At 66.7% G+C, this 24798-nt stretch carries 27 protein-coding genes; 14 read left to right on the top strand and 13 right to left on the bottom strand.

Annotated elements, in window-relative coordinates; genetic code table 11:
- The first annotated feature begins 3 nt into the window (after positions 1 to 3).
- From ctaD to R1L06_RS17415, 4 genes are read left to right on the top strand one after another with little or no spacing between them, the layout of a single operon-like run.
- Complete coding sequence (gene ctaD / locus R1L06_RS17400) at positions 4 to 1611, top strand: cytochrome c oxidase subunit I (RefSeq protein ID WP_004153896.1); 1608 nt, start codon at positions 4 to 6, stop codon at positions 1609 to 1611.
- A gap of 8 nt (positions 1612 to 1619) precedes the next feature.
- Positions 1620 to 1820, top strand: coding sequence for a hypothetical protein (locus R1L06_RS17405; RefSeq protein WP_317218320.1), 201 nt, complete (start codon positions 1620 to 1622; stop codon positions 1818 to 1820).
- Entirely contained in the window at positions 1817 to 2407 is a 591-nt protein-coding gene (locus tag R1L06_RS17410; protein ID WP_317218321.1) for a cytochrome c oxidase assembly protein, read from the top strand. Before R1L06_RS17405 ends, R1L06_RS17410 begins: the two co-directional genes overlap by 4 nt.
- Before the next feature lie 14 nt (positions 2408 to 2421).
- Entirely contained in the window at positions 2422 to 3297 is an 876-nt protein-coding gene (locus tag R1L06_RS17415; protein WP_005412024.1) for a cytochrome c oxidase subunit 3, read from the top strand.
- Between the two features lie 20 nt (positions 3298 to 3317).
- Here the strand turns inward: R1L06_RS17415 and R1L06_RS17420 are convergent, their stop codons facing one another.
- A complete protein-coding gene (locus R1L06_RS17420) occupies positions 3318 to 3536 on the bottom strand; it encodes a twin transmembrane helix small protein (RefSeq protein ID WP_010484233.1) in 219 nt (72 codons plus the stop codon).
- A gap of 57 nt (positions 3537 to 3593) precedes the next feature.
- Between R1L06_RS17420 and R1L06_RS17425 the strand changes: the two genes are divergently transcribed.
- The 4 genes from R1L06_RS17425 (at position 3594) to cyoE (ending at position 7061) form a co-directional block, all read left to right on the top strand.
- A complete protein-coding gene (locus tag R1L06_RS17425) occupies positions 3594 to 4310 on the top strand; it encodes an SURF1 family protein (protein ID WP_317218322.1) in 717 nt (238 codons plus the stop codon).
- A 109-nt stretch (positions 4311 to 4419) separates the two neighbouring features.
- Positions 4420 to 4989: a redox-active disulfide-containing membrane protein gene (locus tag R1L06_RS17430; RefSeq protein WP_317218323.1), complete on the top strand. Its 570-nt coding sequence runs from the start codon at positions 4420 to 4422 to the stop codon at positions 4987 to 4989.
- A gap of 10 nt (positions 4990 to 4999) precedes the next feature.
- The gene (locus R1L06_RS17435) at positions 5000 to 6163 is read left to right on the top strand and encodes a COX15/CtaA family protein (RefSeq protein ID WP_317218324.1); all 1164 of its coding nucleotides are present in this window, start codon (positions 5000 to 5002) and stop codon (positions 6161 to 6163) included.
- Positions 6164 to 6167: 4 nt separating this feature from the next.
- Entirely contained in the window at positions 6168 to 7061 is an 894-nt protein-coding gene (gene cyoE, locus R1L06_RS17440) for a heme o synthase (RefSeq protein ID WP_010484229.1), read from the top strand.
- 106 nt (positions 7062 to 7167) lie between these two features.
- Here the strand turns inward: cyoE and R1L06_RS17445 are convergent, their stop codons facing one another.
- The 6 genes from R1L06_RS17445 to rpsU all read right to left on the bottom strand — a co-directional run bounded on the left by R1L06_RS17445 (position 7168) and on the right by rpsU (position 12336).
- A complete protein-coding gene (locus R1L06_RS17445) occupies positions 7168 to 8139 on the bottom strand; it encodes a bile acid:sodium symporter family protein (protein WP_049449416.1) in 972 nt (323 codons plus the stop codon).
- Between the two features lie 28 nt (positions 8140 to 8167).
- Positions 8168 to 8668: a protein tyrosine phosphatase family protein gene (locus tag R1L06_RS17450; protein WP_317218325.1), complete on the bottom strand. Its 501-nt coding sequence runs from the start codon at positions 8666 to 8668 to the stop codon at positions 8168 to 8170.
- A gap of 28 nt (positions 8669 to 8696) precedes the next feature.
- Positions 8697 to 10436 (bottom strand): DNA primase, encoded by a 1740-nt coding sequence (gene dnaG / locus R1L06_RS17455; RefSeq protein WP_049401637.1) that lies wholly within the window; start codon positions 10434 to 10436, stop codon positions 8697 to 8699.
- A gap of 59 nt (positions 10437 to 10495) precedes the next feature.
- A complete protein-coding gene (locus tag R1L06_RS17460; protein WP_050509858.1) occupies positions 10496 to 11440 on the bottom strand; it encodes a YihY/virulence factor BrkB family protein in 945 nt (314 codons plus the stop codon).
- Positions 11441 to 11543: 103 nt separating this feature from the next.
- Positions 11544 to 11987: a GatB/YqeY domain-containing protein gene (locus tag R1L06_RS17465; RefSeq protein ID WP_004153909.1), complete on the bottom strand. Its 444-nt coding sequence runs from the start codon at positions 11985 to 11987 to the stop codon at positions 11544 to 11546.
- Positions 11988 to 12120: 133 nt separating this feature from the next.
- The gene (gene rpsU, locus R1L06_RS17470) at positions 12121 to 12336 is read right to left on the bottom strand and encodes a 30S ribosomal protein S21 (protein ID WP_002808376.1); all 216 of its coding nucleotides are present in this window, start codon (positions 12334 to 12336) and stop codon (positions 12121 to 12123) included.
- A 166-nt stretch (positions 12337 to 12502) separates the two neighbouring features.
- On the opposite strand from rpsU, the gene tsaD reads away from it, so the two are divergent.
- A complete protein-coding gene (gene tsaD, locus R1L06_RS17475; protein ID WP_088479116.1) occupies positions 12503 to 13528 on the top strand; it encodes a tRNA (adenosine(37)-N6)-threonylcarbamoyltransferase complex transferase subunit TsaD in 1026 nt (341 codons plus the stop codon).
- A 33-nt stretch (positions 13529 to 13561) separates the two neighbouring features.
- Here tsaD and R1L06_RS17480 read toward each other — a convergent pair whose 3' ends face one another.
- Positions 13562 to 14242, bottom strand: coding sequence for a hypothetical protein (locus R1L06_RS17480; protein WP_317218326.1), 681 nt, complete (start codon positions 14240 to 14242; stop codon positions 13562 to 13564).
- A gap of 486 nt (positions 14243 to 14728) precedes the next feature.
- Here R1L06_RS17480 and folB point away from each other — a divergent pair, with 486 nt between their 5' ends.
- From folB to R1L06_RS17500, 4 genes are all read left to right on the top strand, one after another.
- The gene (gene folB, locus R1L06_RS17485; RefSeq protein ID WP_025878255.1) at positions 14729 to 15082 is read left to right on the top strand and encodes a dihydroneopterin aldolase; all 354 of its coding nucleotides are present in this window, start codon (positions 14729 to 14731) and stop codon (positions 15080 to 15082) included.
- Positions 15083 to 15144: 62 nt separating this feature from the next.
- Positions 15145 to 16416, top strand: coding sequence for a mechanosensitive ion channel family protein (locus R1L06_RS17490; protein WP_317218327.1), 1272 nt, complete (start codon positions 15145 to 15147; stop codon positions 16414 to 16416).
- A 128-nt stretch (positions 16417 to 16544) separates the two neighbouring features.
- Positions 16545 to 18719, top strand: a complete 2175-nt coding sequence (locus R1L06_RS17495; RefSeq protein ID WP_317218328.1) for a glycoside hydrolase family 3 N-terminal domain-containing protein — start codon at positions 16545 to 16547, stop codon at positions 18717 to 18719.
- A 108-nt stretch (positions 18720 to 18827) separates the two neighbouring features.
- Complete coding sequence (locus R1L06_RS17500; RefSeq protein WP_317218329.1) at positions 18828 to 19376, top strand: hypothetical protein; 549 nt, start codon at positions 18828 to 18830, stop codon at positions 19374 to 19376.
- A gap of 69 nt (positions 19377 to 19445) precedes the next feature.
- Here the strand turns inward: R1L06_RS17500 and R1L06_RS17505 are convergent, their stop codons facing one another.
- Positions 19446 to 20612 (bottom strand): PQQ-dependent sugar dehydrogenase, encoded by a 1167-nt coding sequence (locus tag R1L06_RS17505; RefSeq protein ID WP_317218330.1) that lies wholly within the window; start codon positions 20610 to 20612, stop codon positions 19446 to 19448.
- Positions 20613 to 20782: 170 nt separating this feature from the next.
- Between R1L06_RS17505 and yiaA the strand changes: the two genes are divergently transcribed.
- Positions 20783 to 21235: an inner membrane protein YiaA gene (yiaA, locus tag R1L06_RS17510; protein WP_032130378.1), complete on the top strand. Its 453-nt coding sequence runs from the start codon at positions 20783 to 20785 to the stop codon at positions 21233 to 21235.
- A 52-nt stretch (positions 21236 to 21287) separates the two neighbouring features.
- Here yiaA and R1L06_RS17515 read toward each other — a convergent pair whose 3' ends face one another.
- From R1L06_RS17515 to R1L06_RS17530, 4 genes are all read right to left on the bottom strand, one after another.
- Positions 21288 to 21617 (bottom strand): hypothetical protein, encoded by a 330-nt coding sequence (locus tag R1L06_RS17515; protein WP_317218331.1) that lies wholly within the window; start codon positions 21615 to 21617, stop codon positions 21288 to 21290.
- 141 nt (positions 21618 to 21758) lie between these two features.
- Entirely contained in the window at positions 21759 to 23054 is a 1296-nt protein-coding gene (locus tag R1L06_RS17520; protein WP_317218332.1) for an APC family permease, read from the bottom strand.
- On the bottom strand, positions 23051 to 23812 hold the full coding sequence (locus R1L06_RS17525; RefSeq protein ID WP_317218333.1) for a L,D-transpeptidase family protein: 762 nt from the start codon (positions 23810 to 23812) through the stop codon (positions 23051 to 23053). Before R1L06_RS17525 ends, R1L06_RS17520 begins: the two co-directional genes overlap by 4 nt.
- A gap of 15 nt (positions 23813 to 23827) precedes the next feature.
- Positions 23828 to 24676, bottom strand: coding sequence for a MurR/RpiR family transcriptional regulator (locus tag R1L06_RS17530; protein WP_317218334.1), 849 nt, complete (start codon positions 24674 to 24676; stop codon positions 23828 to 23830).
- Between the last annotated feature and the right edge of the window lie 122 nt (positions 24677 to 24798).

The following is a 24798-nucleotide window of genomic DNA, read 5'->3' on the forward strand; positions in this document are numbered from 1 at the left end:
GCAATGGCGCACTCGGCAGTTGGGCACGACGATCACCATCACCAGCAGAGTTTCTTCGAGCGTTGGTTCTTCTCGACCAACCACAAGGACATCGGCACGCTGTACCTGGGTTTCAGCTTCATCATGTTCATCATCGGTGCGGCGATGAGCGTGGTGATCCGCGCCGAGCTGGCACAGCCGGGCCTGCAGTTCGTCAAGCCCGAGTTCTTCAACCAGATGACCACCGTGCATGCGCTGGTGATGATCTTCGGTGGCGTGATGCCGGCCTTCGTCGGACTGGCCAACTGGATGATTCCGCTGCAGATCGGCGCGCCGGACATGGCGCTGCCGCGCATGAACAACTGGTCGTTCTGGCTGTTGCCGGTGGCTTTCAGCCTGCTGCTGCTGACCCTGTTCCTCCCTGGCGGTGCACCGGCCGGCGGCTGGACGTTGTACCCGCCGCTGTCGCTGCAGGGCGGCTACAACGTCGCCTTCAGCGTGTTCGCCATCCATGTGGCCGGCATCAGTTCGATCATGGGCGCGATCAACATCATCGCCACCGTGCTGAACATGCGTGCGCCGGGCATCGACCTGCTGAAGATGCCGATCTTCTGCTGGGCCTGGCTGATCACCGCGTTCCTGCTGATCGCGGTGATGCCGGTGTTGGCCGGTGCGGTGACCATGCTGCTGACCGACAAGTTCTTCGGTACCAGCTTCTTCAACGCCGCCGGTGGCGGTGACCCGGTGATGTACCAGCACATCTTCTGGTTCTTCGGGCACCCCGAGGTCTACATCATGATCCTGCCCGCCTTCGGCGTGGTCAGCGAGATCATCCCGACCTTCAGCCGCAAGCCGCTGTTCGGCTACCAGGCGATGGTGTACGCCACCGCCGCGATCGCGTTCCTGTCGTTCATCGTCTGGGCCCACCACATGTTCACCGTGGGCATGCCGCTGGGTGGCGAGATCTACTTCATGTTCGCCACCATGCTGATCTCGATCCCGACCGGGGTGAAGGTGTTCAACTGGGTCAGCACCATGTGGCGTGGCTCGCTGACGTTCGAGGCGCCGATGCTGTGGTCGGTGGCCTTCGTCATCCTGTTCACCATCGGTGGCTTCTCCGGCCTGATGCTGGCCATCGTGGCGGCTGACTTCCAGTACCACGACACCTACTTCGTGGTCGCGCACTTCCACTACGTGCTGGTGACCGGTGCGGTGTTCGCGCTGATCGCGGCGGTGTACTACTGGTGGCCGAAGTGGACCGGGCGGATGTACAGCGAGAAGTGGGCCAAGGTGCACTTCTGGTGGTCGATCGTGTTCGTCAACCTGCTGTTCTTCCCGCAGCACTTCCTCGGCCTGGCCGGCATGCCGCGCCGCATTCCCGATTACAGCGTGGCCTTCGCCGACTGGAACCTGATCAGCTCGATCGGCGCGTTCGGCATGTTCGTCACCCCGTTCATGATGGCCGCGATCCTGCTGTCCTCGCTGCGCAACGGCGAGAAGGCCGAGGCCCGATCGTGGGAAGGTGCGCGCGGCCTGGAATGGACGCTGCCGTCGCCGGCACCGGCGCATACGTTCACCACGCCGCCGACCATCCGCCCGGGGGATCTGGCGCATGACGACATCACGCATTGAGGTGGGGCATGCATAACGAAAGCCCGCTCCCGATCGGTAGAGTCGAGCCATGCTCGACTGACGAAAAGCAGCCGACCAACGGTCGGCTCTACCAGGGTGGAAGCATCGAGCAGCAACGCCAGCGCGCCAGGCGCACGGCGATGTGGGTCGGCGCCATCGCCGTGCTGGTCTACGTCGGTTTCATCCTCAGCGGGGTGATCGGCCGATGAGCGAGGCGCCGGCCACCACACCGTCACGCAGTGCGGGGCTGCCGCGCCTGATCGGCGTGGCGGTGGCGGTGTTCCTGCTCACGTTCTCGCTGGTGCCGCTGTACCGCATCGCCTGCGAAAAGGTGTTCGGCGTGCGCCTGGAGCGCGGTCCCGGCAGCGAGGCCAGTACCGGCGCCGTGACCGGCAAGCGCACCGTGCGCGTGGAATTCGATGGCGGGGTCAACTCACGGCTGCCATGGTCGTTCCATCCCGAACAGCTGACCATGGACGTGGTGCCCGGCGAGCTCAACGAAGCGCTGTACTTCGCCCGCAATGACAGCCAGCAGGCAGTGGTCGGCAGCGCGGTGCCTTCGGTGGCGCCGGCGCGTGCGTCGGGCTTCTTCAGCAAGACCGAGTGCTTCTGTTTCACCGCGCAGACGCTGCAGGCCGGCGAGAAGCGCGACATGCCGGTGCGCTTCATCGTCGATCCGGACCTGCCGCCGGAGATCAAGACGATCACCCTGTCCTACACCTTCTACCGCAACGACGCGCTGTCCGATCGGCTGGCTCCGGCCGCCACCTCGGACGGCGCGCACGCCGCACCCTGACCCCGGATACCGACATGGCCCAGACACCGACCGACGCCAACGTGTACTTCGTCCCGGCCCAGAGCAAATGGCCGTTCGTGGGTTCCATCGCGATGATGGTGACCATGGTCGGTGTGGCCAGCTGGCTCAACGATGCCAGCTGGGGACGCTGGACGTTCTACATCGGCATCGCGATGCTGGTGCTGACCCTGTTCTGGTGGTTCAGCGACGTGGTGCGCGAATCGCAGGCCGGCAACTACAACCATCAGGTCGATGGATCGTTCCGGATGGGGATGATCTGGTTCATCTTCTCCGAAGTGATGTTCTTCGGTGCGTTCTTCGGCGCGCTGTTCTACACCCGCAACCTGGGCCTGTCGTGGCTCAGCGGCGAAGGCCGCGGGGTGATGACCAACGAGCTGCTCTGGCAGGGCTATTCCGCCGGATGGCCGACCAATGGCCCGGCGGCGATCGGTGGCGCGTTCCAGACCATCCCGGCCTGGGGCCTGCCACTGATCAACACGCTGATCCTGCTGACCTCCGGCGTGACCCTGACCATCGCCCATCACGCGCTGAAGGCGGGCAACCGCCGCCAGCTGCTGATCTGGCTGGGCCTGACCGTGGTGCTCGGCCTCGGCTTCCTGACCCTGCAGGCGGAGGAGTACATCCACGCCTACAAGGAACTGAACCTGACGCTCGGTTCGGGCATCTACGGTTCAACGTTCTTCATGCTGACCGGCTTCCACGGCGCGCACGTGCTGCTGGGCACGATCATGCTGATCGTGATGTGGCTGCGTTCGGCCAAGGGGCACTTCACCCGCGACAACCATTTCGGTTTCGAAGCCGCCGCGTGGTACTGGCACTTCGTCGACGTGGTGTGGCTGATGCTCTTCATGTTCGTCTACGTGCTTTGACCGCGCACGTATCGGTGGCCTCAGCCGCCGATGCCGTGCGGTTTGATCCAGCCCATGTAGATGCTCACGATCACCAGTACGATCAAGGCCACCGACACCCCGATGCGGCGTGTCAGTGCGTTGACCGTGCGCTTGGTCTGGCCGCGGTCGACCAGCAGGTAATACAGGCCGGCGCCCAGATTCCAGACGATGACGATCAGAAACGCGATTACCAGCAGGGTCTTCAGCGAATCACTCATGCGCGGCTCGAGGGCAGGGTGGATGGGCCTATCTGACCGCGTTTGCGCGGACTTGTCATGATGCGCCAGCACACGCGCCTGATCGGCTGGCTGTTGGCGCTGCTGGCAATGGCTGCTTTCACCGCGTTGGGGCTGTGGCAGCTGCAGCGCATGCATGCCAAACAGGCAATGTTGGATGCACAAGGTCCAGCCGTGGCACAGGCGCTGCCACTGGCGCAGGCTCTGGCGGCGCCCGGCGCGTTGCATGGCGTGGCCGACCACGGCCGCTTCCTGCCCGGCGTGGTGCTGCTGGACAACCAGACCCGGCATGGTCGCGCCGGGGTGAAGATCTATCGTCCGTTCCGCAGTGACCGAGGCAGCGTGCTGCTGGTCGACCTCGGCTGGCGCGCGCTGCCGCCGGATCGCACGCTGCCGGATGTGCCGGCGCCGCCTTCGCCGGTGGCGGTGCGTGGGTTATTGGCGCCGCCGCCGTCGGCGGGACTGGCACTGGGCCCGGCGTTCTCCGCTACCGATGAGGCCGGGCGTTGGCTGGCCAGCCGTTTGCCCGCCGAAGGCCTGGCGCGCGCGCTGGGGCTGCAGGCGTTACCCGAACGCGTCCTGCGCCTGGACCCGGCACTGCCATTCGGCGACGAACGCGATCTGGACCTGCTGCCGAACACGCTGCCGCCGCAGCGTCACCTGGGCTACGCCGTGCAGTGGTTCGGCCTGGCCCTGACCGTGCTGGTGGTCGCGCTGGTGCTGGAGTGGCGCAGGAGACGTGCCGTGGCCCGGTAGTGCCGGCCGCTGGCCGGCATCCCCTCGGATTCTTGGATGCCGGCCAGCGGCGAGCACTACCGGGGCACCACACCCGCATCCCTTACCCAACCATGAGAAAATGCCCCGCATGAACACTGCTACGTCCCCGCAGGCGCGCGGCTCCGGCCGCCGGACCCTGGTGCTGCTGTTTGCCGTGTTCTTCGGGGCGATGGCACTGGCCGCCGTGCTGCGCTTCTCCGGCTGGCAACCTACCGGGCACCGCAATGCCGGCCAGCTGCTGAAGCCGCCGGTGGACCTGCGCCAGCAGGCGCCGACCCTGGCCAGCGGCCAGCCCTACGCCTGGAACCCCGAGGCCCGTACCTGGCGCCTGCTGGTGGCGCCGGCCGGTGCCTGCGACGCGCAGTGCGTCACTTTGTCGCAGGGACTGGGCAAGGTGTGGCAGCTGTTCGGCCATAACGCCGATAATGTCGAAATCCTGTGGCTGGGAACGCCACCGGCGTCGATCGCCTCGCTGCCCGCGCTGCGGCCGCTGGCTCCGTCGCCAGCACTGCGCGCGGCCCTGCCCGGCGTCGACGATCCGGCTGGCCTGCCGGTCTACGTGATCGATCCGAACGGCTTCGTGATCATGCGTCATGCCCCGGGCAGCGACCTCGGTGGCCTGCGCAAGGACATGGCCACGTTGCTGAAACTGAAGTGAGTCCCGTTTGATGAGCCTTTCCGCGCGTCCGGCGCTGCACCGCAATTTCCACCGCCTGGCGTGGTTCGCCATGATCATGACCGCGAGCACGATCATGTTCGGCGCCTTCGTGCGCCTGTCCGATGCCGGCCTGAGCTGCCCGGACTGGCCGACCTGCTATGGCCAGGCCACCTGGCCGCAGCACGTGGAAGAGACCATCGGCCACCCGGCGGCGGAGATCCGCCCGCTGGAGACCCACAAGGCCTGGCGTGAGCAGGTGCACCGCTTCCTGGCTGGCGCGCTGGGCATCGAGATCCTGACCCTGGCCCTGTTGGCCACGCGCAAGCGGCGATTCGGAAGCACGGCGGTGGTGACCGCCTGCGTGCTGGTGGCCGCCGGCATACCGCTGTACATGATGGGCTGGCATGGCACGGCCAGCGTGCTGGCGTTGATCGGTGAGGCGATCCTGCTGATCGCCGCGCTGCGCTGGAGCAACATCGACCTGGCGCGCGCTGCATTGCTGACCCTGGCGGTGGTGATCTTCCAGGCCTTGCTGGGCATGTGGACGGTGACCCTGCTGCTCAAACCCATCGTAGTGATGGGCCATCTGCTCGGTGGCATGCTGATGTTCGGCCTGCTGGTGTGGATGGCCTGGCGCGCGACGCACATGCCGATCACCCTGGCCGAGGCGCCGAAGCTGAAGTGGCTGCTGCGCATCGGCGTAGCGGTGCTGGTCAGCCAGATCGCGCTGGGGGGCTGGGTCAGCGCCAATTACGCGGCGCTGGCCTGCGGCGGTGGCAGTGCCTCGCTGGACAACTTCCCGCGCTGCGCCAACCAGTGGTGGCCGCAGCATAACTTCGTCGAAGGCTTCACCCTGTGGCGTGGCATCGGCGTGGATTACGAAGGCGGCGTGCTGGATGGCGCCTCGCGCATCGCCATCCAGATGGCACACCGCCTGTTCGCGGTGGTGGTGGCCGTCTACCTGCTGTGGCTGGGCGTGCGCCTGTTCCGCTTGCCGAGCATGCGTGGCTGGGCCAGCGCGCTGATCGCGCTGCTGGTGCTGCAGGTCACCCTCGGCATCCTCAATGTGAAGCTGGCGCTGCCGCTGGAAGTGGCGGTGGCCCACAACGGCGTGGCCGTTGCCCTGTTGTTCGTGCTGGTCAGCCTGCTGGCCCGCCTGCGTGCCCCGGACTGATTCCATGTTTTCCAATTACCGCCAGTACTGGGACCTGACCAAGCCCAAGGTCGTTGCCCTCATTGTCTTCACCGCCCTGGTCGGCATGGTCCTGGCCATCCCCGGCGTGCCCAGCTGGGAGCAGGTGCGCGCAGGCGTGCTCGGCTTCCTCGGTATCTGGCTGGCCGCTTCGGCCGCCGCGGCGATCAACCAGCTGCTGGATGCGCACATCGATGCGCAGATGGCGCGCACATCGTGGCGTCCGCTGGTGGTGGGCAAGGTCAAGCCGTGGCAGGTGCTGGTGTTCGCCGGCGTGCTGATCGTGCTGTCGATGGTCATCCTGGTGCTGTGGGTGAACCTGATCACCGCCGTGCTGACCTTCGCCTCGCTGATCGGCTACGCGGTGATCTACACCGTGTACCTCAAGCGCGCGACCTCGCAGAACATCGTCATCGGTGGCCTGGCCGGCGCGATGCCGCCGATGCTGGGCTGGGCTGCGGTGACCGGCATGCAGGGTTCGTCGGACTGGGCGTACTCGTCGCTGCTGGTGCTGATCATCTTCATCTGGACGCCGCCGCACTTCTGGGCGCTGGCGATCTTCCGCCGCGAGGATTACGCCAAGGCGGAAATTCCGATGCTGCCGGTGACCCACGGCGTGGTGCACACCCGCAAGCAGATCATGGTGTATTCGGTGGTGCTGGCGCTGGTCTGTCTGCTGCCGTACCTGGTGGGCATGAGCGGTGCGTTCTACCTGGGCGGCGCGATCGTGCTCAATGCGGTGTTCCTCTGGTACGCCTGGCGCATGCTCAATCCGCCGGACGAACTGTTCTCGATGAAGATGTTCTATTACTCCATCGTCTACCTGATGGCGCTGTTCGCCTTCCTGCTGGTGGACCACTGGATCCTGCCCTGGTTGTGACGGGCTGAGGCATCCACGCATGGCGTGGATCTACCCGGGCATCGGATGATGCATCGGCCCGGCACCACAGTAGATCCACGCCATGCGTGGATGATTTCCCCGATGGTCAGGGCTTGCGCCGCGCGTAACGCTGCGCGATCACGCCGCAGACGATCAGCTGGATCTGGTGATAGATCATCACCGGCAGCACGATCGCGCCGAGGCTGCCACCCGCAAACAACACCTTGGCGATCGGCACGCCGGTGGCCAGGCTCTTCTTCGAACCGCAGAACACGATGGCGATCTCGTCCTCGCGGTTGAAGCGCAGGCGACGCGCGATGAAGGTGATCAGCGGCATCGCGATGCCCAGCAGCACGGCGGCCACGACCGCCACGGCCAGCAGCGAGAGCAGCGGCGTTTTGCTCCACAGGCCCTCGGTGACGGCTTCGCCGAAGGCCGAGTACACAACCAGCAGAATGGTGGCCTGGTCGGTGTAGCGCAGCAGCGCGCGCTGCTTCTCCACCCAGCCGGCGATCCACGGCCGCAGCAGGTGGCCGGCCACGAACGGCACCAGCAGCTGCAGCATGATGCCGCCGATCGCATGCAGCGGGTCGTGCACGCCGCCGGAGGTACCGGCCAGTGCGGTCAGCAGCAGCGGGGTCAGGAACACGCCGAGGATGCTCGACAGCGAGGCGCTGCACACCGCAGCGGGTACGTTGCCGCGTGCCATCGAGGTGAACGCGATGGACGACTGCACGGTGGAGGGCAGGGTGCACAGGAACAGCACGCCCAGGTACAGCTCCGGCGTCAGCAGCCAGCCCGACAGTGGCTTGAACATCAGCCCCAGCAGCGGGAACAGGATGAAGGTGCAGGCCAGGATGGTCAGGTGCAGCCGCCAGTGCAGCATGCCGCCGATGATCGACTCGCGCGGCAGGCGCGCGCCATGCAGGAAGAACAGCGCGGCGATGGCGACGGTGGTGACGTCATCGAGGACGATGGCGGCGGCGCCCTTCATCGGCAGCAGCGAGGCCAGGCCCACGGTGCACAGCAGGGCGAGGGTGAAGTTGTCCGGTCGCAGGCGCGACCACCAGCGGGTCATGGTGGGCAGAGTCCTTGGTGCGGAGGGTTCATGGCGAGGTGACCGGCGTGGCCAGGCGCTGGCGGGTGGCGGCTTCCAGCGACTTCAGGCCAGCACGCTGGCCCAGCTGAAGGGCCTGTTCCGGGCTGGCATGTTCGTAGCGTGCATTGACCAGGCCGAGCACGGCACCGGCGCGGTTGCCGGACGCACAGTGCAGCAGCACCGGCCCCTGGCTCTGCTGCAGGGCCTGGTGCACGGCACGGATGTTGGCTGCATCCAGGCCGTCGGCGCCGGCCACCGGAATGCGTACGTAGCGCAGGCCCAGTGATTCGGCGACGCGGGTTTCGTCAAAACCCCGGTCCTCGTCGGGCTGGCGCAGGTCGATCACGGTGCGCACGCCCTGCGTGGCCAAGGCCTGCAGCTGTACAGCGCTGGGCTGGCCGCCGGCATACAGGCCGGGGCGGACTTCGTTGAGGGGCGCGTCCTCGGCCAGGGCCGTCAGCGGCAGGCAGAGCGACAACAACAGCAGGCAGGTCAGGCGCAGCAGCATGGTCCTCTCCGTGAAAACGTTCTGCCCGCTACAGGCGCAGTCCGGCCCGCGCCTTCAGCAGCTCGCGCAGTTCGTATTTGTCAGTATCGTCCAGACCCTGTTGGCGCTGCTTTGCCAACAACTCCTCCAGACGTTGCACCAGCAGCTGTTTCTCCAGCTGGGCCACGGCATCGTGCAGTTCCTGGGTCCACATCGCGTCGTCGCCGGGCATCGTCTGCGCGGCCAGCGTGTGCAGTGACGCCTGTTCCTCACGCCCGTCGAAGTGCTCCAGCAGTGCGCCGGTGCTGATGTCCGGACGTTGCTCGACCAGGTCCAGCAGCTCCAGCAGCAGCTCTACGCCCGGCAGGCGCAGGCCCTGGAAGTGGTGCTTGCCGCCCAGCGTCAGCGCCAGCGACGGCTGCTGCAGCAGCACGGCGATCGCGCCGCGTACCAGGCTGCGCTTGGCCACGGGTTGGATCGTCCGCTGCGGCTGGCGTTGCGGCATCGGTGCGCGCGCTGCCTGGGCATTGCCGCCAAGGCCGGTCAGCTGCGCCAGCTGCTGCTTCATCAGGTCGCCGAAGGCGCCGTCGGGAATCTGCGCCAGCATCGGCTTTGCGCGCTCGGCCAGGCGCGCCTTGCCATCGAGCGTGCCCAGGTTGATCTCGCGGGTGAGCTCGTCGAAGAAGAACTGCGACAGCGGGGTGGCTTGCTTCAGGCGTTCGTTGAAGGCCTCGGCGCCTTCCTTGCGCACGATGGTGTCCGGGTCTTCGCCATCGGGCAGGAACAGGAAGAAGGCCTGGCGGCCATCCTTCATGCGTGGCAGCACCGACTCCAGCGCCTTCCAGCCGGCGCGGCGGCCGGCGGCGTCGCCATCGAAGCAGAAGAACACATCCGGTGCGTTGCGGAACAGCAGCTCGGCATGGTCCGGCGTGGTTGCGGTACCCAGCGTTGCCACCGCCTGGGTGACCCCGAACTGGAACAGCGAGACCACGTCCATGTAGCCCTCGACCACGATCAGCCGCTCGATCTTCTGGTTGGCTTGGCGCACCTGCCACAGGCCGTACAGTTCGCGGCCCTTGTGGAACAGCGCGGTCTCGGGCGAGTTGAGGTACTTGGGGCCGTCGTCCTTCTCGAACACGCGGCCACCGAAGGCGATCACCCGGCCGCGGCGGTCGAAGATCGGGAACATCACCCGGTCGCGGAACTTGTCGTAGACGTGACCGCGATCGTTCTTGGAGAACAGGCCGGCGCGGTCGAGCAGCTTCATCCGCCGCTCGTCCTTGCCCAGCGCATCGCGCAGGCCGCTGTAACCATCCGGCGCGTAGCCGATCTGGAAGCGCGCGCGGTTCTCTTCATCCACGCCGCGGCCATCCAGGTAGCTGCGGGCCTTGTCGCTGCCCTGCAGGTTGCTCTGGAAAAACTTCGTGGCCGCCTCAAGCGCCGAGTACAGCTCGCGGCTGTCGTCCTGCTGCTGGGGGCTGCGCGGATTCTCGCTGCGCGGCACTTCCATGCCTGCGCGCTTGGCCAGTTCATCCACCGCGTCGAGGAATTCGAGGCGGTCGTAGTTCATCAGGAAGCTGATCGCGGTGCCGTGCGCGCCACAGCCGAAGCAGTGATAGAACTGCTTGGTGGGCGAGACCGTGAACGACGCCGAGCGCTCGTCATGGAACGGGCAACGCGCTGCGTATTCCTTGCCCTGTCGCTTCAACGGCACGCGGCTGCCCACCACCTCGACGATGTCGGAGCGGGCCAGCAGATCATCGATGAAAGCGTCGGGGATACGGGCCATGGGCAACAGAACGGGGCGCGGCCGCAGGGCGCGCAGCAGGGGCGGCAGGTTCCCCTAGTTTACTCGCTGGCGGTGCCGGGGCTGGCCTGTTCCGCATCGGCCCCGGCCCTGGCCAGTTGCGCCCGTGCATGCTGGCGTTCGTCGATCACCGCGGTCATCAACGCACCGACGAAGAACACGGCGGTGGCGTAGTAGATCCAGACCAGCGAGATCACCAGCGCGCCCATCGAACCGTAGGCGCTGCCCGGGGCCACCGTGGCGATGTAGACGCCGATGCCATAGCGGCCGAGGGTGAACAGCACCGAGGTGATGGCACCGCCGATGAAGGCCTGGCGCCAGGCCACGCGGCGGTCCGGCAGGTAGTGGTAGAGGAAGGCGAAGGCCAGCGTGTACAGCAGCAGCGAGGTCAGGTAGCCGATTGCCGGCAGTACCGAGGGCAGCTGCGCGAACACCACCTGCAGTGCGGTGGTGGCGGTCATCGACAGGATCAGCAGGAAGCCCAGTGCCAGCACCACGCCGAACGAGAACACGCGTTTGCGCAGCCAGGCCTTGATGCCTTCCAGACGCTGGCCGCTGGTGTGGAAGATCCGGTTCAGCGCGTTCTGCAGCTGGGCGAACACCGCCGTGGCGCCGATGAACAGCAGCAGCGTGCTCCACAGCCCGGCCAATGAACCGACGCTGGGCTGGCTGTTGGCGTTGTGCAGCACGGTGTCGGCGACGCTGGCCACGCTGCTGCCGGCCACCGAACCGATCTGGCTGATCAACGTCTGTTGTGCCGGTGGGTACAGCGAGGCGGTCAGCCACAGCAGCAGCACCAGCAGCGGTGCCATCGACAGCAGGGCGTAGAAGGAGACCGAGGCGGCCTGGGTCAGCACGTCGATTTCGACGAAGCGCTTGGCGACGGCCATCGGGAAGCTGTCCTGCAGGCGGTCAGCGTAGTGGCGAAGCCGTGCGGGAATGCCGTGGGGACGCGTGTCGGCGGGGGAGTGCGATTGCTCGACCATGGGGATGTTGTAGCAGCCGGGGGTCGAAGGTGCGGTGAAGCGGGTGCATCAATGGGGTCAGAGCCCTTCCGCGATGCGAAAGGGATCCGACCCCGGCAATGGCTTACGCCAGCTGCTGCTTGACCAGCTTGGAGACCAGACCCATGTCGGCCTGGCCAGCGAGCTTGGGCTTCAGTGCGCCCATCAGCTTGCCCATGTCGGCCGGACCGGAAGCGCCGGTCTCGGCGATGGCGGCCTGGATCGCGGCGACGATCTCGGCTTCGCCCATCTTGGCCGGCAGGTAGGCTTCGATGACCACGATCTCGGCGCGCTCGATCTCGGCCAGGTCCTCGCGGTTGGCGGCTTCGAACTGGCTGACCGAGTCCTTGCGCTGCTTGACCATCTTGTCGAGCACGGCGATCACGGCGGTGTCATCCAGCTCGATGCGCTCGTCCACTTCGCGCTGCTTGATGGCGGCGTTGATCAGGCGGATCACGCCCAGCTTGTGCTTCTCGCCCGCCTTCATGGCGGCCTTCATGTCTTCGGTGAGCTGCTGCTTCATGCTCATGAGGAACCTCGTGGTAGTAGGTGGGGCGGGGCGGATGCCCGAACCCGGAAACGCAAAAAGCCGGCGACGCTCGCGCGTGCCGGCTTCGGCTCCATCGCGACAGGCAAGCCCATCGCAATGAAGATGCGTCCGATCAGTACAGGCGCTGACGCTTGGTAACGTCGCGCGACGAGCGGCGCAGCTGACGCTTCACAGCAGCGGCGGCCTTGCGCTTGCGCTCCTGGGTCGGCTTTTCGTAGAACTCGCGCTTGCGGGTTTCGGCCAGCACACCGGCCTTTTCGCAAGTGCGCTTGAAGCGGCGAAGAGCAAACTCGAAGGGCTCGTTCTCGCGGACTTTGACGCTGGGCATGGAATCTCCGGGACACAGTAGAACCGGGTCACGCCCGGCGAGCCGCACATTATAGCGGCGAATAGACAAACTGCAAGCGGCCAACCCTGAATACGGGCCAGAGGTTCGAAAGCAGTGAGACCTGCACGTCCCCCGAGGGGGCGGCAGGGGCGTCATAATAGCAGGCATGCGAGTCCTTGGCATCGAATCTTCCTGTGATGAGACCGGCGTGGCGGTGTATGACACCGACCTGGCCGGCAGCGCGGCCCTGCGCGCCCATGCGGTCTACAGCCAGATCGCCCTGCACGCCGAATACGGTGGTGTGGTGCCCGAACTGGCCAGCCGCGACCACGTCCGCAAGTTGCTGCCACTGGTACGCCAGACCCTGGCCGACGCCGGTCTGGGCGTAGACGACATCGACGGCGTGGCTTACACGGCGGGTCCCGGCCTGGTCGGCGCGCTGCTGGTCGGCGCGGGCGTGGCGCGGTCGCTGGCCTGGGCGCTGGAGGTGCCGGCGGTGGGCGTACACCATATGGAAGGCCACCTGCTGGCCCCGCTGATGGAGGACGACCCGCCGGAAGCGCCGTTCGTGGCGCTGCTGGTGTCCGGTGGCCATACCCAGCTGGTGGCGGTGGACGCGATCGGCCAGTACCGCCTGCTGGGCGAGACCCTGGACGATGCGGCCGGCGAGGCCTTCGACAAGACCGCCAAGATGATGGGCCTGCCCTATCCGGGTGGCCCGCAGCTGGCCAGGCTGGCCGAGCAGGGCACGCCGGGTGTCTACCGCTTTGCGCGGCCGATGACCGACCGCCCGGGGCTGGATTTCAGCTTCTCCGGCCTGAAGACCCAGGTCCTGATGGCCTGGCGCGACAGCGACCAGAGCGAGCAGACCCGCGCCGACATCGCTCGGGGCTTCGAAGACGCCGTGGTCGAGACTCTGTCGATCAAATGCGAGCGCGCGCTGGAAGCGGCCGGCACCAACGTGATCGTGGTGGCTGGCGGCGTCGGCGCCAACAAGCGCCTGCGCGCACGCCTGCAGCAGATGGCCGAGCGCCTTGGCGGCCGTGCCTGCTTCCCGCGGCCGGCACTGTGCACCGACAACGGCGCGATGATCGCCTTCGCCGGCGCGCTGCGGCTGCAGGCCGGCCAGCACAGCCCGCCGAAGGTGGACGTCACCCCCCGCTGGGACATGGCGACCCTGCCGGCGGTCTGAGCCCGTAGCGCCAGGCCACACCCGGCGAACGCATTACGGACGCCGTACCAACGGCGACGCCGCCAACACCGTCGTCGCCCGCTCATGGCGCTGCAACCACCCCAGCGTATGCGGGCAGCGCGCATGGATCAGCCGCCCGATCGCCGCCAGGTCGGCACCGATGTCACGTTCCAGGATGGGCTCGTGGTGCGCGATGCGGTTGCGCAGGAGGCGGATGCGCCCGATGTCTGCGTGGATATTCGTGCGAACCACGCTGAGAGCATTCTGTGGCGCGTTCGGCAACGCAATCTTCAAACCCCGCGTCCAGATGGCTCCCTCGAAGCGCCGCGTGAAAAGCTGCTGCCAGAACGCGAAGCGAAGGCTGGCGATGATCTCCTGAGTGTCCATCCGACGACCAGCCTGTCTATGGAGATCCTGCAAGGCCGACAACGCGCCATCTGCTGGCATCCGCTGCAGCAGTGCAGGATGCCAGGGCCAGCGCGGCCCAAAGGCATGCGCCAGCGCCGCGGCCACCGCGTTGCGGATTACGATTTCACAGACGTGCAGGGGGGATAGCAGCGCGCCGCACATCTGCATGTTCCATACGTAAAGCGAGGCGGCATCCAAAGAGTGCCGGTCCGCGATACGTTTGTACGTCGCCCACCGTGGGCGTGACAGCGCTGCCTGCAGGATTCGTTGCTCTCTCATCAAATGCGGGACCACATGGCGGATCATCAGCCTGCGCTGGTTGCCGCTGGCGTGATATCGGGCAATGCCGCCGCGTCAGGCAGCAGAATTCCTGTATTGCCCTTGGCTTCCTCCAGCATGTCGCGATTGACTCTGGACCGTCGAGGGAATGAACGTCATGATCTGCATCGTGTGCTTCGGGACTCGCGGCTGGATTCCAGCTCCCCCCGAGGACGTTGAGAGGTACCAAAGGGCCCCGCTAGCAGGGCCCTTTGTTTTTTGGAAATGCGGGTATAGTCGGAATCGCCTCTTGATCCGCAGACCTCACCCGCTTCAATTTCGACGCCTGCGCCACCGGGACTCGCGGCTGTTCAACAGCTCACCCCGGGGACAAGCGGTAGTACCAGGGCCCTGCTAGCGGGGCTCTTTGTTTTTCCCAGTGCCGCATTCCTGCCGGCCACCCACCGCCCGTTCCGGGCAGGCTCACCGTCGTGCCGTTACCATGGCCCCCTGTATTCGGGCTGGTTAAGCGCAATGGACAAGGTTTTCATCGAGGGGCTGACGATCGACGCCCTGATCGGTATCTACGATTGGGAACGACGGATCCGCCAGGACCTGGTGTTCGACCTGGAAATGGGCTTTGACAACCGTCGTCCCGCGGCCTCCGACGACATCGCCCATACCCTGAACTACAAGGCGGTGAGCAAGCGCCTGGAGCAGTTCGTGCGCGAGTCGGAATTCGGCCTGGTGGAAACCCTGGCCGAGCGCTGCGCACAGATCGTGCTGGACGAATTCGACGTGAAGTGGCTGCGTCTGAAACTGAGCAAGCCGGGCGCGGTGCGTGGCGCGCGCGCGGTGGGCGTGATCATCGAGCGCTCGCGGGACTGATCCGGTAGTGCCGGCCGCTGGCCGGCCCCCCCAACAACAACGACAACGCAAGGAGACAACTGATGGTGGACGCGGTGGTGGCGGTACAGTGGCTGGAAAAGCTGCAGAACACACTGGAACCCTATCCCGGCGCCTACCTGGCGTTGATGATCACGGCGCTGCTGGTCGCAGCGGGCCTGGCCAACTGGGTGACCAAGCGCATCCTGGTGCGTGGCCTGCGGCGCCTGCTGCAGCGCCTGCCGGGCGCCGAGTCCGGGCGCGGCAGCCACTTGATGCGGGTCATTTCGCGCCTGTCCAACGTGGTGCCCAGCCAGGTGATCGCCTCGGGCATCACCCTCATCCCGGATCTGCCGGAAGGCCTGGTCAAGGTCATCATCAAGCTGTGCATCGTGTGGGCCGTACTCACGGTGTCGATGGCGTTCTCGCATGCGCTGGACGCGGCCAACAGCCTGTACGAGCGCAAGCCCGATGCGCGCAACAAGCCGATCAAGGGCTACCTGCAGGTGGTCAAGATCGTGGTGTTCGTGGCCGCCGGCCTGTCCATCGTCGCCACCCTGCTGGGGGTAGCGCTGGGCCCGCTGGTCACCGGCCTGGGCGCGGCCACGGCGGTGCTGATGCTGATCTTCCAGGACACCATCCTGTCGCTGGTGGCCAGTGTGCAGATCAGTGGCGATGGCCGTGTGCGCATCGGCGACTGGATCGAAATGCCCAGCCAGAACGCCGACGGTGACGTCATCGATATCGCGCTGCACACCGTCACCGTGCAGAACTTCGACAAGACCATCACCACCATCCCGACCAAGAAGCTGGTGACCGAGTCGTTCAAGAACTGGCGCGGCATGCAGGAGGCCGGTGGCCGTCGCATCAAGCGCGCGCTGTACCTGGACCAGCACAGCGTCGGCTTCCTGGACGAAGGCGACCTGGCCTTCCTCGGCCAGTTCGCGCTGCTGCGTGATTACCTGCAGGAGAAGGAGCAGGAGCTTGGCCAGTGGAACGGGCGCCTGCGCGAGCAGGGCGTGGCCGAGGTCAACAGCCGCCGGGTGACCAACCTAGGCACCTTCCGTGCGTACGTGGAGCGCTACCTGCGCAATCACCCGGGCATCCATACCGACATGACCCTGCTGGTGCGGCAGCTGCAGCCGACCACCGAGGGCCTGCCGCTGGAGCTGTACTGCTTCACCCGCAGTACCGCCTGGGGCGAGTACGAGGCGGTGCAGTCGGACATCTTCGACCACCTGCTGGCGATCCTGCCGGCCTTCGGCCTGCGCGTGTTCCAGGCCTCCAGCGACGCCATGTTGATGGCCGGGCAGCGCCAGTTGGCCGGCTCGGAGTAAGCTGCGGTGCCCCCGGCGGGGCCATACGGACCCCGCTGGTGGCTGAAACTGAATGAAGAAACCTCTCGCCAAATCGCCCGGGATCGCTAGAATGCCGGGCTTGTAAACGTTTTCATCAAGGACTACCGGTGGCCTCCGATCGCATCGAATCCCTCATTGCCCAGATGACCGTCGAGGAAAAGGTCGGCCAGCTGGGTGTCTTCGCGGACATGGTCCGCCCGTTCGCCCCGGACGTGAACCCGGAAGCCAACGTGCGCAATGCCGACCAGGTGCTGCAGCAGGTGCGCGAGGGCAAGGTCGGCTCGCTGTTCAATGGTGTGGGCGCCGAGCTGGGCCGCCGCATCCAGCAGGTCGCCACCGAAGAGAGCCGCCTGGGCATTCCGGTGATCCTGGCCGCCGACGTCATCCACGGCATGCGTACCGTGTTCCCGATCCCGCTGGGCGAGGCCGCCAGTTTCGAGCCGGAGCTGGCCGAGCGCACCGCACGCGCCACCGCCATCGAAGCCACCGCTGCTGGCCTGCACTGGACCTATGCGCCGGCGGTGGACATCGCCCGCGACCAGCGCTGGGGCCGTGGTGCCGAAGGTGCCGGTGAGGACGTGGTGCTGGGCTGTGCATTCGCCGCCGCCCGCGTGCGCGGCTTTCAGGGCAGCGACCTGCGCGCCGACGATTCGCTGCTGGCCACGCCGAAGCACTTCGCCGCCTATGGCGCGGTGATGGCCGGCATGGAATACAACATGGTGGACATCTCGCCGCAGACCCTGCGCGACGTGCACCTGCCGCCGTTCAAGGCTGCGTTCGACGCCGGCGCGATCACCGTGATGTCCTCGTTCAATGACATCAACGGCGTGCCGGCCAGTGCCAACGCCGAACTGCTGACCGACATCCTGCGCGGTGAGTGGAAGTTCCCGGGCGTGGTGATCTCCGATTACACCGCCGACATGGAACTGGTCGCGCACGGTTATGCCGCCGACGACCGCGATGCCACCGCCAAGGCGTTCACCGCCGGCCTGGACCTGAGCATGCAGAGCGGCTTCTACGCCGAGCACCTGCCGGGCCTGGTCGAGAGCGGCGAGGTGCCGATGGCGGTGCTGGATGAAGGCGTGCGCCGCATCCTGTGGCTGAAGGAAACCATCGGCCTGTTCGACGACCCGTACCGTTCGCTGGACCCGGCGCGCGAAGCCGATATCTCGCATATCGCCGACCATGACGCACTGTCGCGCGATGCCGCGCGCCGTTCGATCGTGCTGCTGAACAACCGCGACAACGTGCTGCCGTTGCAGAAGACCGGGCAGAAGATCGCACTGATCGGCCCGTTCGTGCAGGACCGCGAGAACATCGAAGGCTGCTGGACGCTGTTCGGCGACAAGCAGCGCTACGTGGACCTGGAAACCGGCGTGCGCGCCGCCATCGGCGATGAATCGCTGCTGGAAATCGTGCCAGGCTGCGAACTGGAAGTGGCCATCCCCGGTGGCACCGAAGCGGCCGTGGCCGCTGCGCTGCGCGCCGACGTGGTGGTGCTGGCGCTGGGCGAGCCGCAGCGTTACAGCGGCGAAGCGCAGTCGCGCGTCGAGATCACCCTGCCGCCGGCACAGCAGGCGCTGGCCGAAGCGGTGGCGATGACCGGCAAGCCGCTGGTGGTGCTGCTGCGCAATGGTCGCGCGCTGGCCCTGCAGGGCGCCGTGCGTAATGCGCAGGCGGTGGCGGTGACTTGGTACCTGGGCACGCAGACCGGCCATGCCGTGGCCGATGTGCTGTTCGGCGACTACAGCCCGTCGGGCCGCCTGCCGGTCAGCTTCCCGCAGGTGTCCGGCCAGCAGCCGTACTTCTACAACCACCCGCGTACCGGTCGCCCGGAACTGCCGACCATGTCGGAGTTCAAGGCGCGCTGGCGCGAGATTCCGAACGAGCCGCTGTACCCGTTCGGGCATGGCATCGGCTACACCACCTTCGCCTACGGCGTGCCGCAGCTGAGCGCAGCCCAGCTCGGCTGGGATGAGACCCTGACCCTCACCACCACGCTGACCAACAGCGGTGACGTGGCCGGTGAAGAAGTGGTGCAGCTGTACATCCACGACCGCGTGGCCAGCCGCGTGCGTCCGGTGCGCGAGCTGAAGGACTTCCGCAAGGTGGCGCTGCAGCCGGGCGAGTCCACCGAGGTGGTGTTCACCCTGACCCGCGAGCAGTTGGCGTTCACCGGCCGCGACGGCGTGCTGCGTGCCGAGCCGGGCCAGTTCGACCTGTGGGTCTGCGCGTCCTCGGCCGCCGGTGAGGCGGTGCAGTTCGAGCTGCTGAAGGATTGACCGCGGGGTGGTAGCGCCGGGCCATGCCCGGCGTCCTCACCCATGGCAAACACGCCGGGCATGGCCCGGCGCTACCATCGGCATCCTTGAACCGATGGATGCCCGCGCATGCGCACGATCGCTGTGTTGATTCCCGTCCTGTTGCTGGCGGCCTGTTCGCAGCCGGCGCCGCCGGCCGAGCCTGCGGTGGATGCACCGCCGCCGATGGAGGCCAGTGCTGCAGCGACGCCTGCGGCCGAACCTGCCAAGCCTGCCGCCGAACCCGCCGCAACTGCACCCACCGCTACGGATGAGCCCGCGGAGGATGCGCGTGCGCGCATCGAGAGCGTGCTCGGCGATGCGGCGCAGTACGAGAAGGTGTTCAACGCCTTCAAGACCGCCGTGGTCGGTGGTGATCGCGCTGCGGTGGTGGAAGAGGTGCGCTTCCCGCTGAATATCGCCGGCGGAAAGAAGATCACCGGCCCTGGTGAATTCCAGCGCAACTACGAGAAGATCATTACGCCGGCGGTGGTCAAGGCGGTGTCCGAACAGGACTTCGGCAAGGTCTTCGTCAACCAGCAGGGCGTGATGATCGGTGATGGCCAGGTGTGGTTGAACGGGCAGTGCCTGGACAAAGCCTGCGCGCAGACCGAGGTGAAGGTCATCACCATCCAATGAATGCGAACGGCCCCGCATGCGGGGCCGTTGCAGGAAGGTCGTGCCGGCCAGCGGCCGCCGCGACCGATATCAGGTCTTCGGTGTCAGCTTAAGCAGGCGCGCCTTGTTGCCGTCTTCCAGCAGCCACAGTGCGCCATCCGGGCCCTGTTCCACTTCACGGATGCGTTCGCCCATGTTGAAGCGTTCGGCTTCGCGCGCGCTGTCGCCATCGAAGGCCACACGTACCAGCGAGGTGGATGACAGGCCGCCGATGAAGCCGCTGCCCTTCCAATGCGGGAACAGGTTGCCGCTGTAGATGACGAAGCCGGCCGGCGAGATCACCGGCGTCCAGGTCACCTTCGGGGCGGCGAATTCCGGGCGGGTGCTGTGGTCAGGAATCGGGCGGCCGTCGTAATGGTCACCATTGGAGACGATCGGGTAGCCGTAGTTGGCGCCGCGCACGATCAGGTTCAGTTCGTCGCCACCGGCCGGGCCCATCTCGTGCGCCCACAGCTTGCCGTTGGCGTCGAAGGCCATGCCGAGGATGTTGCGGTGGCCCAGCGACCACACCTGCGCGGCAACACCGCCCTGCGAGGCGAACGGGTTGTCGGCCGGCAGGCTGCCATCCTCGTTGAGGCGGATGATCTTGCCGAGGTTGCTGCCCATGTCCTGCGCCGGATCGAACTTCTGGCGCTCGCTGGAACTGATCCACAGCTTGCCGTCCGGGCCGAAGACGAGGCGGTGGCCGTAGTGGCCCTCACCACTCACCTTGGGGCTCTGTCGCCAGATCACCTTCAGGTCCTTGAGCTGGCCGGCACCGTTGGCGTCCAGCGCCAGCGTGGCGCGCGCGACGGCAGCGCCTCGGGTATCCAGCGTGCCTTCCTCTGCATAGCTGAGGTAGATCACATGGTTGCGCGCGAACTGCGGATGCAGGATCACGTCGCCGAAGCCGCCCTGACCGCCGTAGGCGACCTTCGGAACGCCGGTGATCTCGTGCTTCTGGCCGCCGGCCAGGTCCAGATGCTGCAGCTTGCCGCGCTTTTCGGTGACCAGCAGGCTTCCATCGGGCAGGAAGGTCATTGCCCACGGCTGGTCGAAACGACTGATTTCGGATGCGGTGAACGGTCGCTGGTCGGCAGCGTCTGTGCTGGCAGCGGCAGCTTTCTGCCCACTGGCATCGGGGCCGGCGGCACTGCAGGCCGTGGTGGCGAGGATCGGCAACAGGCCGAGGGCGAGCAGCAGGGGCGTGCGGGTCATGGGTATCTCCAGCGGAAGGGGATGCGGATGGCCAGGCTCTCCCTTGTATACCACCGGGGCGGTGACGGTCCTGGCCCGAAGGTCCTGTTTCCCCCTGTGCGGCGGCGGCGGGATCGTCTAGGGTGGGTTCGCCCGGGCAAAGCATGCCCGCCTGACTGCAAGGAACCGCAATGAACGCACCGATCATCCATCGACCCTCGCCGGCCTTCATTGCCGCCTCCTGGGTGGCCCTGCTGCTCGGCGCGGTGGCCTACCTGATAGGCCTGTTCAATGCGGAGATGCCGCTGAACGAGAAGGGCTACTACCTCACCCTGCTCCTGTTTGGCCTGTTCGCAGCGGTGTCGCTGCAGAAGAGCGTGCGCGACCGTGTCGAGGGCATTCCGGTGAGTGGCCTGTACTACGCGCTGTGCTGGTTCGCATTGCTGTCTGCGCTGTTGTTGCTGCTGGTTGGCCTGTGGAACGCCACCCTGGTGCTGAGCGAGAAGGGCTTCTACGGCATGGCCTTCGCGCTGTCGCTGTTCGGTGCGGTGGCGGTGCAGAAGAACACCCGCGACCTGATCGCCGCCGGTGGCGGTGAAAGCAAGCGCAGCACGGCCGTGCCGCCTCTGCCGGAACAGGAGTGATGCAGCAACGGTAGCGCCGGGCCATGCCCGGCGTTGCCGCATATCGGGTCCGTCAGGGGCCGCGTGCCAGGCGCGGTTCCACCTGCTGCGCTTCCTCCCATCCACGGCGGACGGCATTGCGTGCCTGCGCCCAGTCCAGGCGGCTGCCGCCGCGTTCGCTGGCCCAGCGTGATTCCAGCTCGCGTTCCACTTCCTCGTAGGCGCGGATCATGTCCTGCGCACGCGCTGCGTGGCCGATGCGGTAGGCCGGTTCGTAGTCGTCGAAGAACAGCTGGTCGTCGTAGTACGGTTCAGAGGTATAGCGCTCGCGCCAGTAGTTGGAGATTGCATCACGCGGCGTGCTGTCATCCGGCACGCGGCCGGGGATCTGGTATTCGGCCATGGAAGGGCTCCGTTGTTGACGAAGCCTGATCGTGCCTGCGAGGCGGTTAACGGCCCGGTCCGGCAGCGTGAAGGGCGAGTCTGTAGAGTCGAGCCATGCTCGACTCATGCACCCCAAATCCCAGTCGAGCATGGCTCGACTCTACAGTTCGGGCTTTCGCGGCAACTTGTAGATCACTGCGCCGATGGCGAAGGCGACCAGCGCGGCGGCGATGTTCTGCCAGCTGGCACTGGCGAACAGCGCAACGCACAGCAGCAGCGCCAGCACCGGAATAAGCGGGCCACCGGGCAGCTTCAATGCACCGGGGCGGTCGGCGTAGCGCTTGGCCAGTACCAGCACTGCCGCGGCGGTACCGATGTAGGCGAACAGGCGCGTGGTCATCGACAGCAGCGCCAGCTGCACGAACGAACCGGACAGGGCCAGGCCGAGTGCGATCAGACCCTGGCACAGGATCGACGCGGCCGGCGTGTGGAAGCGCGGATGCACCTGGGCCAGGATCTTCGGGCCGTAGCCATCGCGGGCCAGCGCGAACAGGAAGCGCGGGCCCATCATCATCGTGTTGCTGTTAGTGCCGAGGATGGAGATGGTCGCGCCGATGGTCAGGATCAGCGCCAGTGCCTCGCCACCGAAGCCGGCGGCGGCATCGGCCAGCGGCGTGGCCGAGCTGGCCAGGCCGGCCAGCGTGCCCTGCGCCACCACCTGCACCGCGCCGTAGACGACGGTGACGGTGATGATCATGGTGATCAGGGCGAATGGAATATCGCGGCGCGGATTACGGTACTCGCCGGCGGCCGCCGGAATGTTCTCGAAGCCGGCGTAGGCGTACAGCAGCAGCAAGGCGGCTTCGCCCATGCGCTGCAGGTCATGCGGGTCCGGGCGCTGGCCGGAGAAGGCCAGCTGCGGATCGATGTAGAACGCACCGATGGCCACGAACAGCAGCAGCGGCAGCATCTTGCCGATCACCAGCACCACGCCGGTGCGCGCGGCCGAGCGCACGCCGATGATGTTGACGCCGGTGAGGAAGCCCAGCGACACCACGATCACCGCGATGCGGCCCATGCCGGCGCCGGCCCACGGCCAGAAGCGCGCGACCGCATCGGCCAGTGCATTGCTCAATGCGGCCGCCGAGCTGATGCGGGTCAACCAGATCATCCAGCCGATCTCGAACCCGGCGAATCGCCCGAACGCCTCACGGGCATACAGGTAGCTGCCACCGGGTTCATCGAAGTAGCTGGCGGCCTGCGCGTAGCAGAGCACCAGCAGGGCAACGACGATGCCGGCGGCGACCACGCCCCATAGGCTGAAGGGGCCGAGCAGGGCGACGGTGGCGGCCGGCAGCAGGTAGATGCCGCTGCCGATCACATCGTTGATCGACAGGCCGACGATCTGCCAGCGGCTGACCGCGCGCTGCAGCTGCGGTTCGTCCTGCGCGCTCAACGGGCGTCTCCGCTCAGTGCGGGCAGCTGCCACTGGGCCTGCAGGCGCTTGTACTCGGCGCGCGGCAGCAGCACGAAGCGCGGCATATCCTGCGGGCGCAACCAGTCCAGCAGGGCCTGCATGCGCGCCTGCGGCATGGCGGTGCAGCCAGCCGTGGCCTCACCGGGCGCGCGCCACAGGTGGGCGAAGATGCAGCTGCCCTTGCCGGGCTGGTTGTCCGGGTTGTGGGCAATCACGAAGCCTTCCTGGTAGCGCACGTCGCCCTGGTTGTGCAGGTCCAGCCGCATCGGCTCGGTGGAGCCCTTGACCGCGGCGCTGCCGACCTTCTTTTCATCCACGATGCGGTTGTAGAACGGAGAGCCGGGCACATCCATGCAGTAGCTGCTTTCAAGCATGGGCTGGTAGGCCATCGCGGTGCCGGGGCGGGTGATGGCATAGCCGAAGGCGCTGCCGAGCGCGAACACGCCGGCCGGGCTGCGGCCATCGCCTTCCTGCTTCTGCGGGCCTTCGCCCTGTGCCGGATGCAGGCCCAGGCCCCACGCGCTGCCGGTACGGCCGAGCGCCACCGGGAACGCCTGCCCGTGCGCGTGCCAGCCCTTGCCGTCGCGTACATAGGCCTGCAGCTGCCCCTGGGTGCTGTCCCAGTTGTCGCTGGTAACCACGATCAGCTGGCGTGCACCATCGAGCGGCGCGGCGTGGACGGACACCGCAGCGGCAAGCAGCAGCGCAGTGGTGGCGAGACGGGCCAGCGATTTCATCAACGTGCGCTCCGGTCAGGAATCCAGCAGGTGGTCGATCCGCTCCAGGTTCACCGCCAGTTGCTGCTGGCGGTCCGGATTGGCGTGGCAGAGCAGCACGAACAGGAAATCGAGCAGCGCGTGCATGGCGCTACGGTACAGCAGCTGCGCGACCTGCGGCGTGCGGTCGTGCGCACACACCACCAGTGTTGCATCAGCATGCGCGCGCAGCGGGTTGGCGGTGTGGCGGGTGATGGAAATCACCTTGCCACCCATGTCCTGGAACTGGCGCGACAACTGCGAAAGCTGGGGCAGGTTGCCGAACTCGGAGAACATCAACAGCACGTCACCCGGGCGTGCCGCCGACAGGTTGGCCAGCATCAGGATCGGGTCGGTATGCGGCACCACCAGCAGCCCGAGCAGGGACAGCCGCATGGCGAACTCACGCGCGTACAGGCCGTCATCACCCAGGCCGTACACGAACAGCTTCGGCGCGCCGTCGATCAGCTGCACGATGCGCTCGATTTCCTCGCGTGGATTGGCCTGGCGGGTTTCCTCTTCGGCTTGTGCCTTGCTGCGGCGCAGGGCCTCGCCCAGGCGCAGGTAGTCATCGCCGCTGTCGGGTTCGCTGGGCGTCTGCTGCGGATCGGCACCGGCGCGAGCCACGTCCTGGCCGATCGAATATTTCAGGTCTGGGTAGCCCTTGAAGCCGAGCTTCTGGCTGAACTTCACCACGCTGGACTGGCTGATGCCGAGCGCGCTGGCCAGCTGCTGGGACGAGTAGTCGCGCAGCAGGTGGGCGTTGTCGAGGATGAAGTCGGCGATGCGACGCTCGATGGCCGACATCTGCCCGCGCTCGGAGCGGATCTTCAGCAGGGGCGGCATGCGGGGAGTCCGGGCATGTGTAGGCGCATTGCGGTTGGTCGCGTAGAGCGTGTCATGGAGTGGGTCGGGCGGGTGGGGTTTGCAGGGGACGCCGTGAATCCGTCCATGGAGGCTTGGCCGCC

The organism is Stenotrophomonas mexicanensis (assembly GCF_032911605.1).
In the GTDB taxonomy this organism is placed as follows: Bacteria; Pseudomonadota; Gammaproteobacteria; order Xanthomonadales; family Xanthomonadaceae; genus Stenotrophomonas; species Stenotrophomonas maltophilia_A.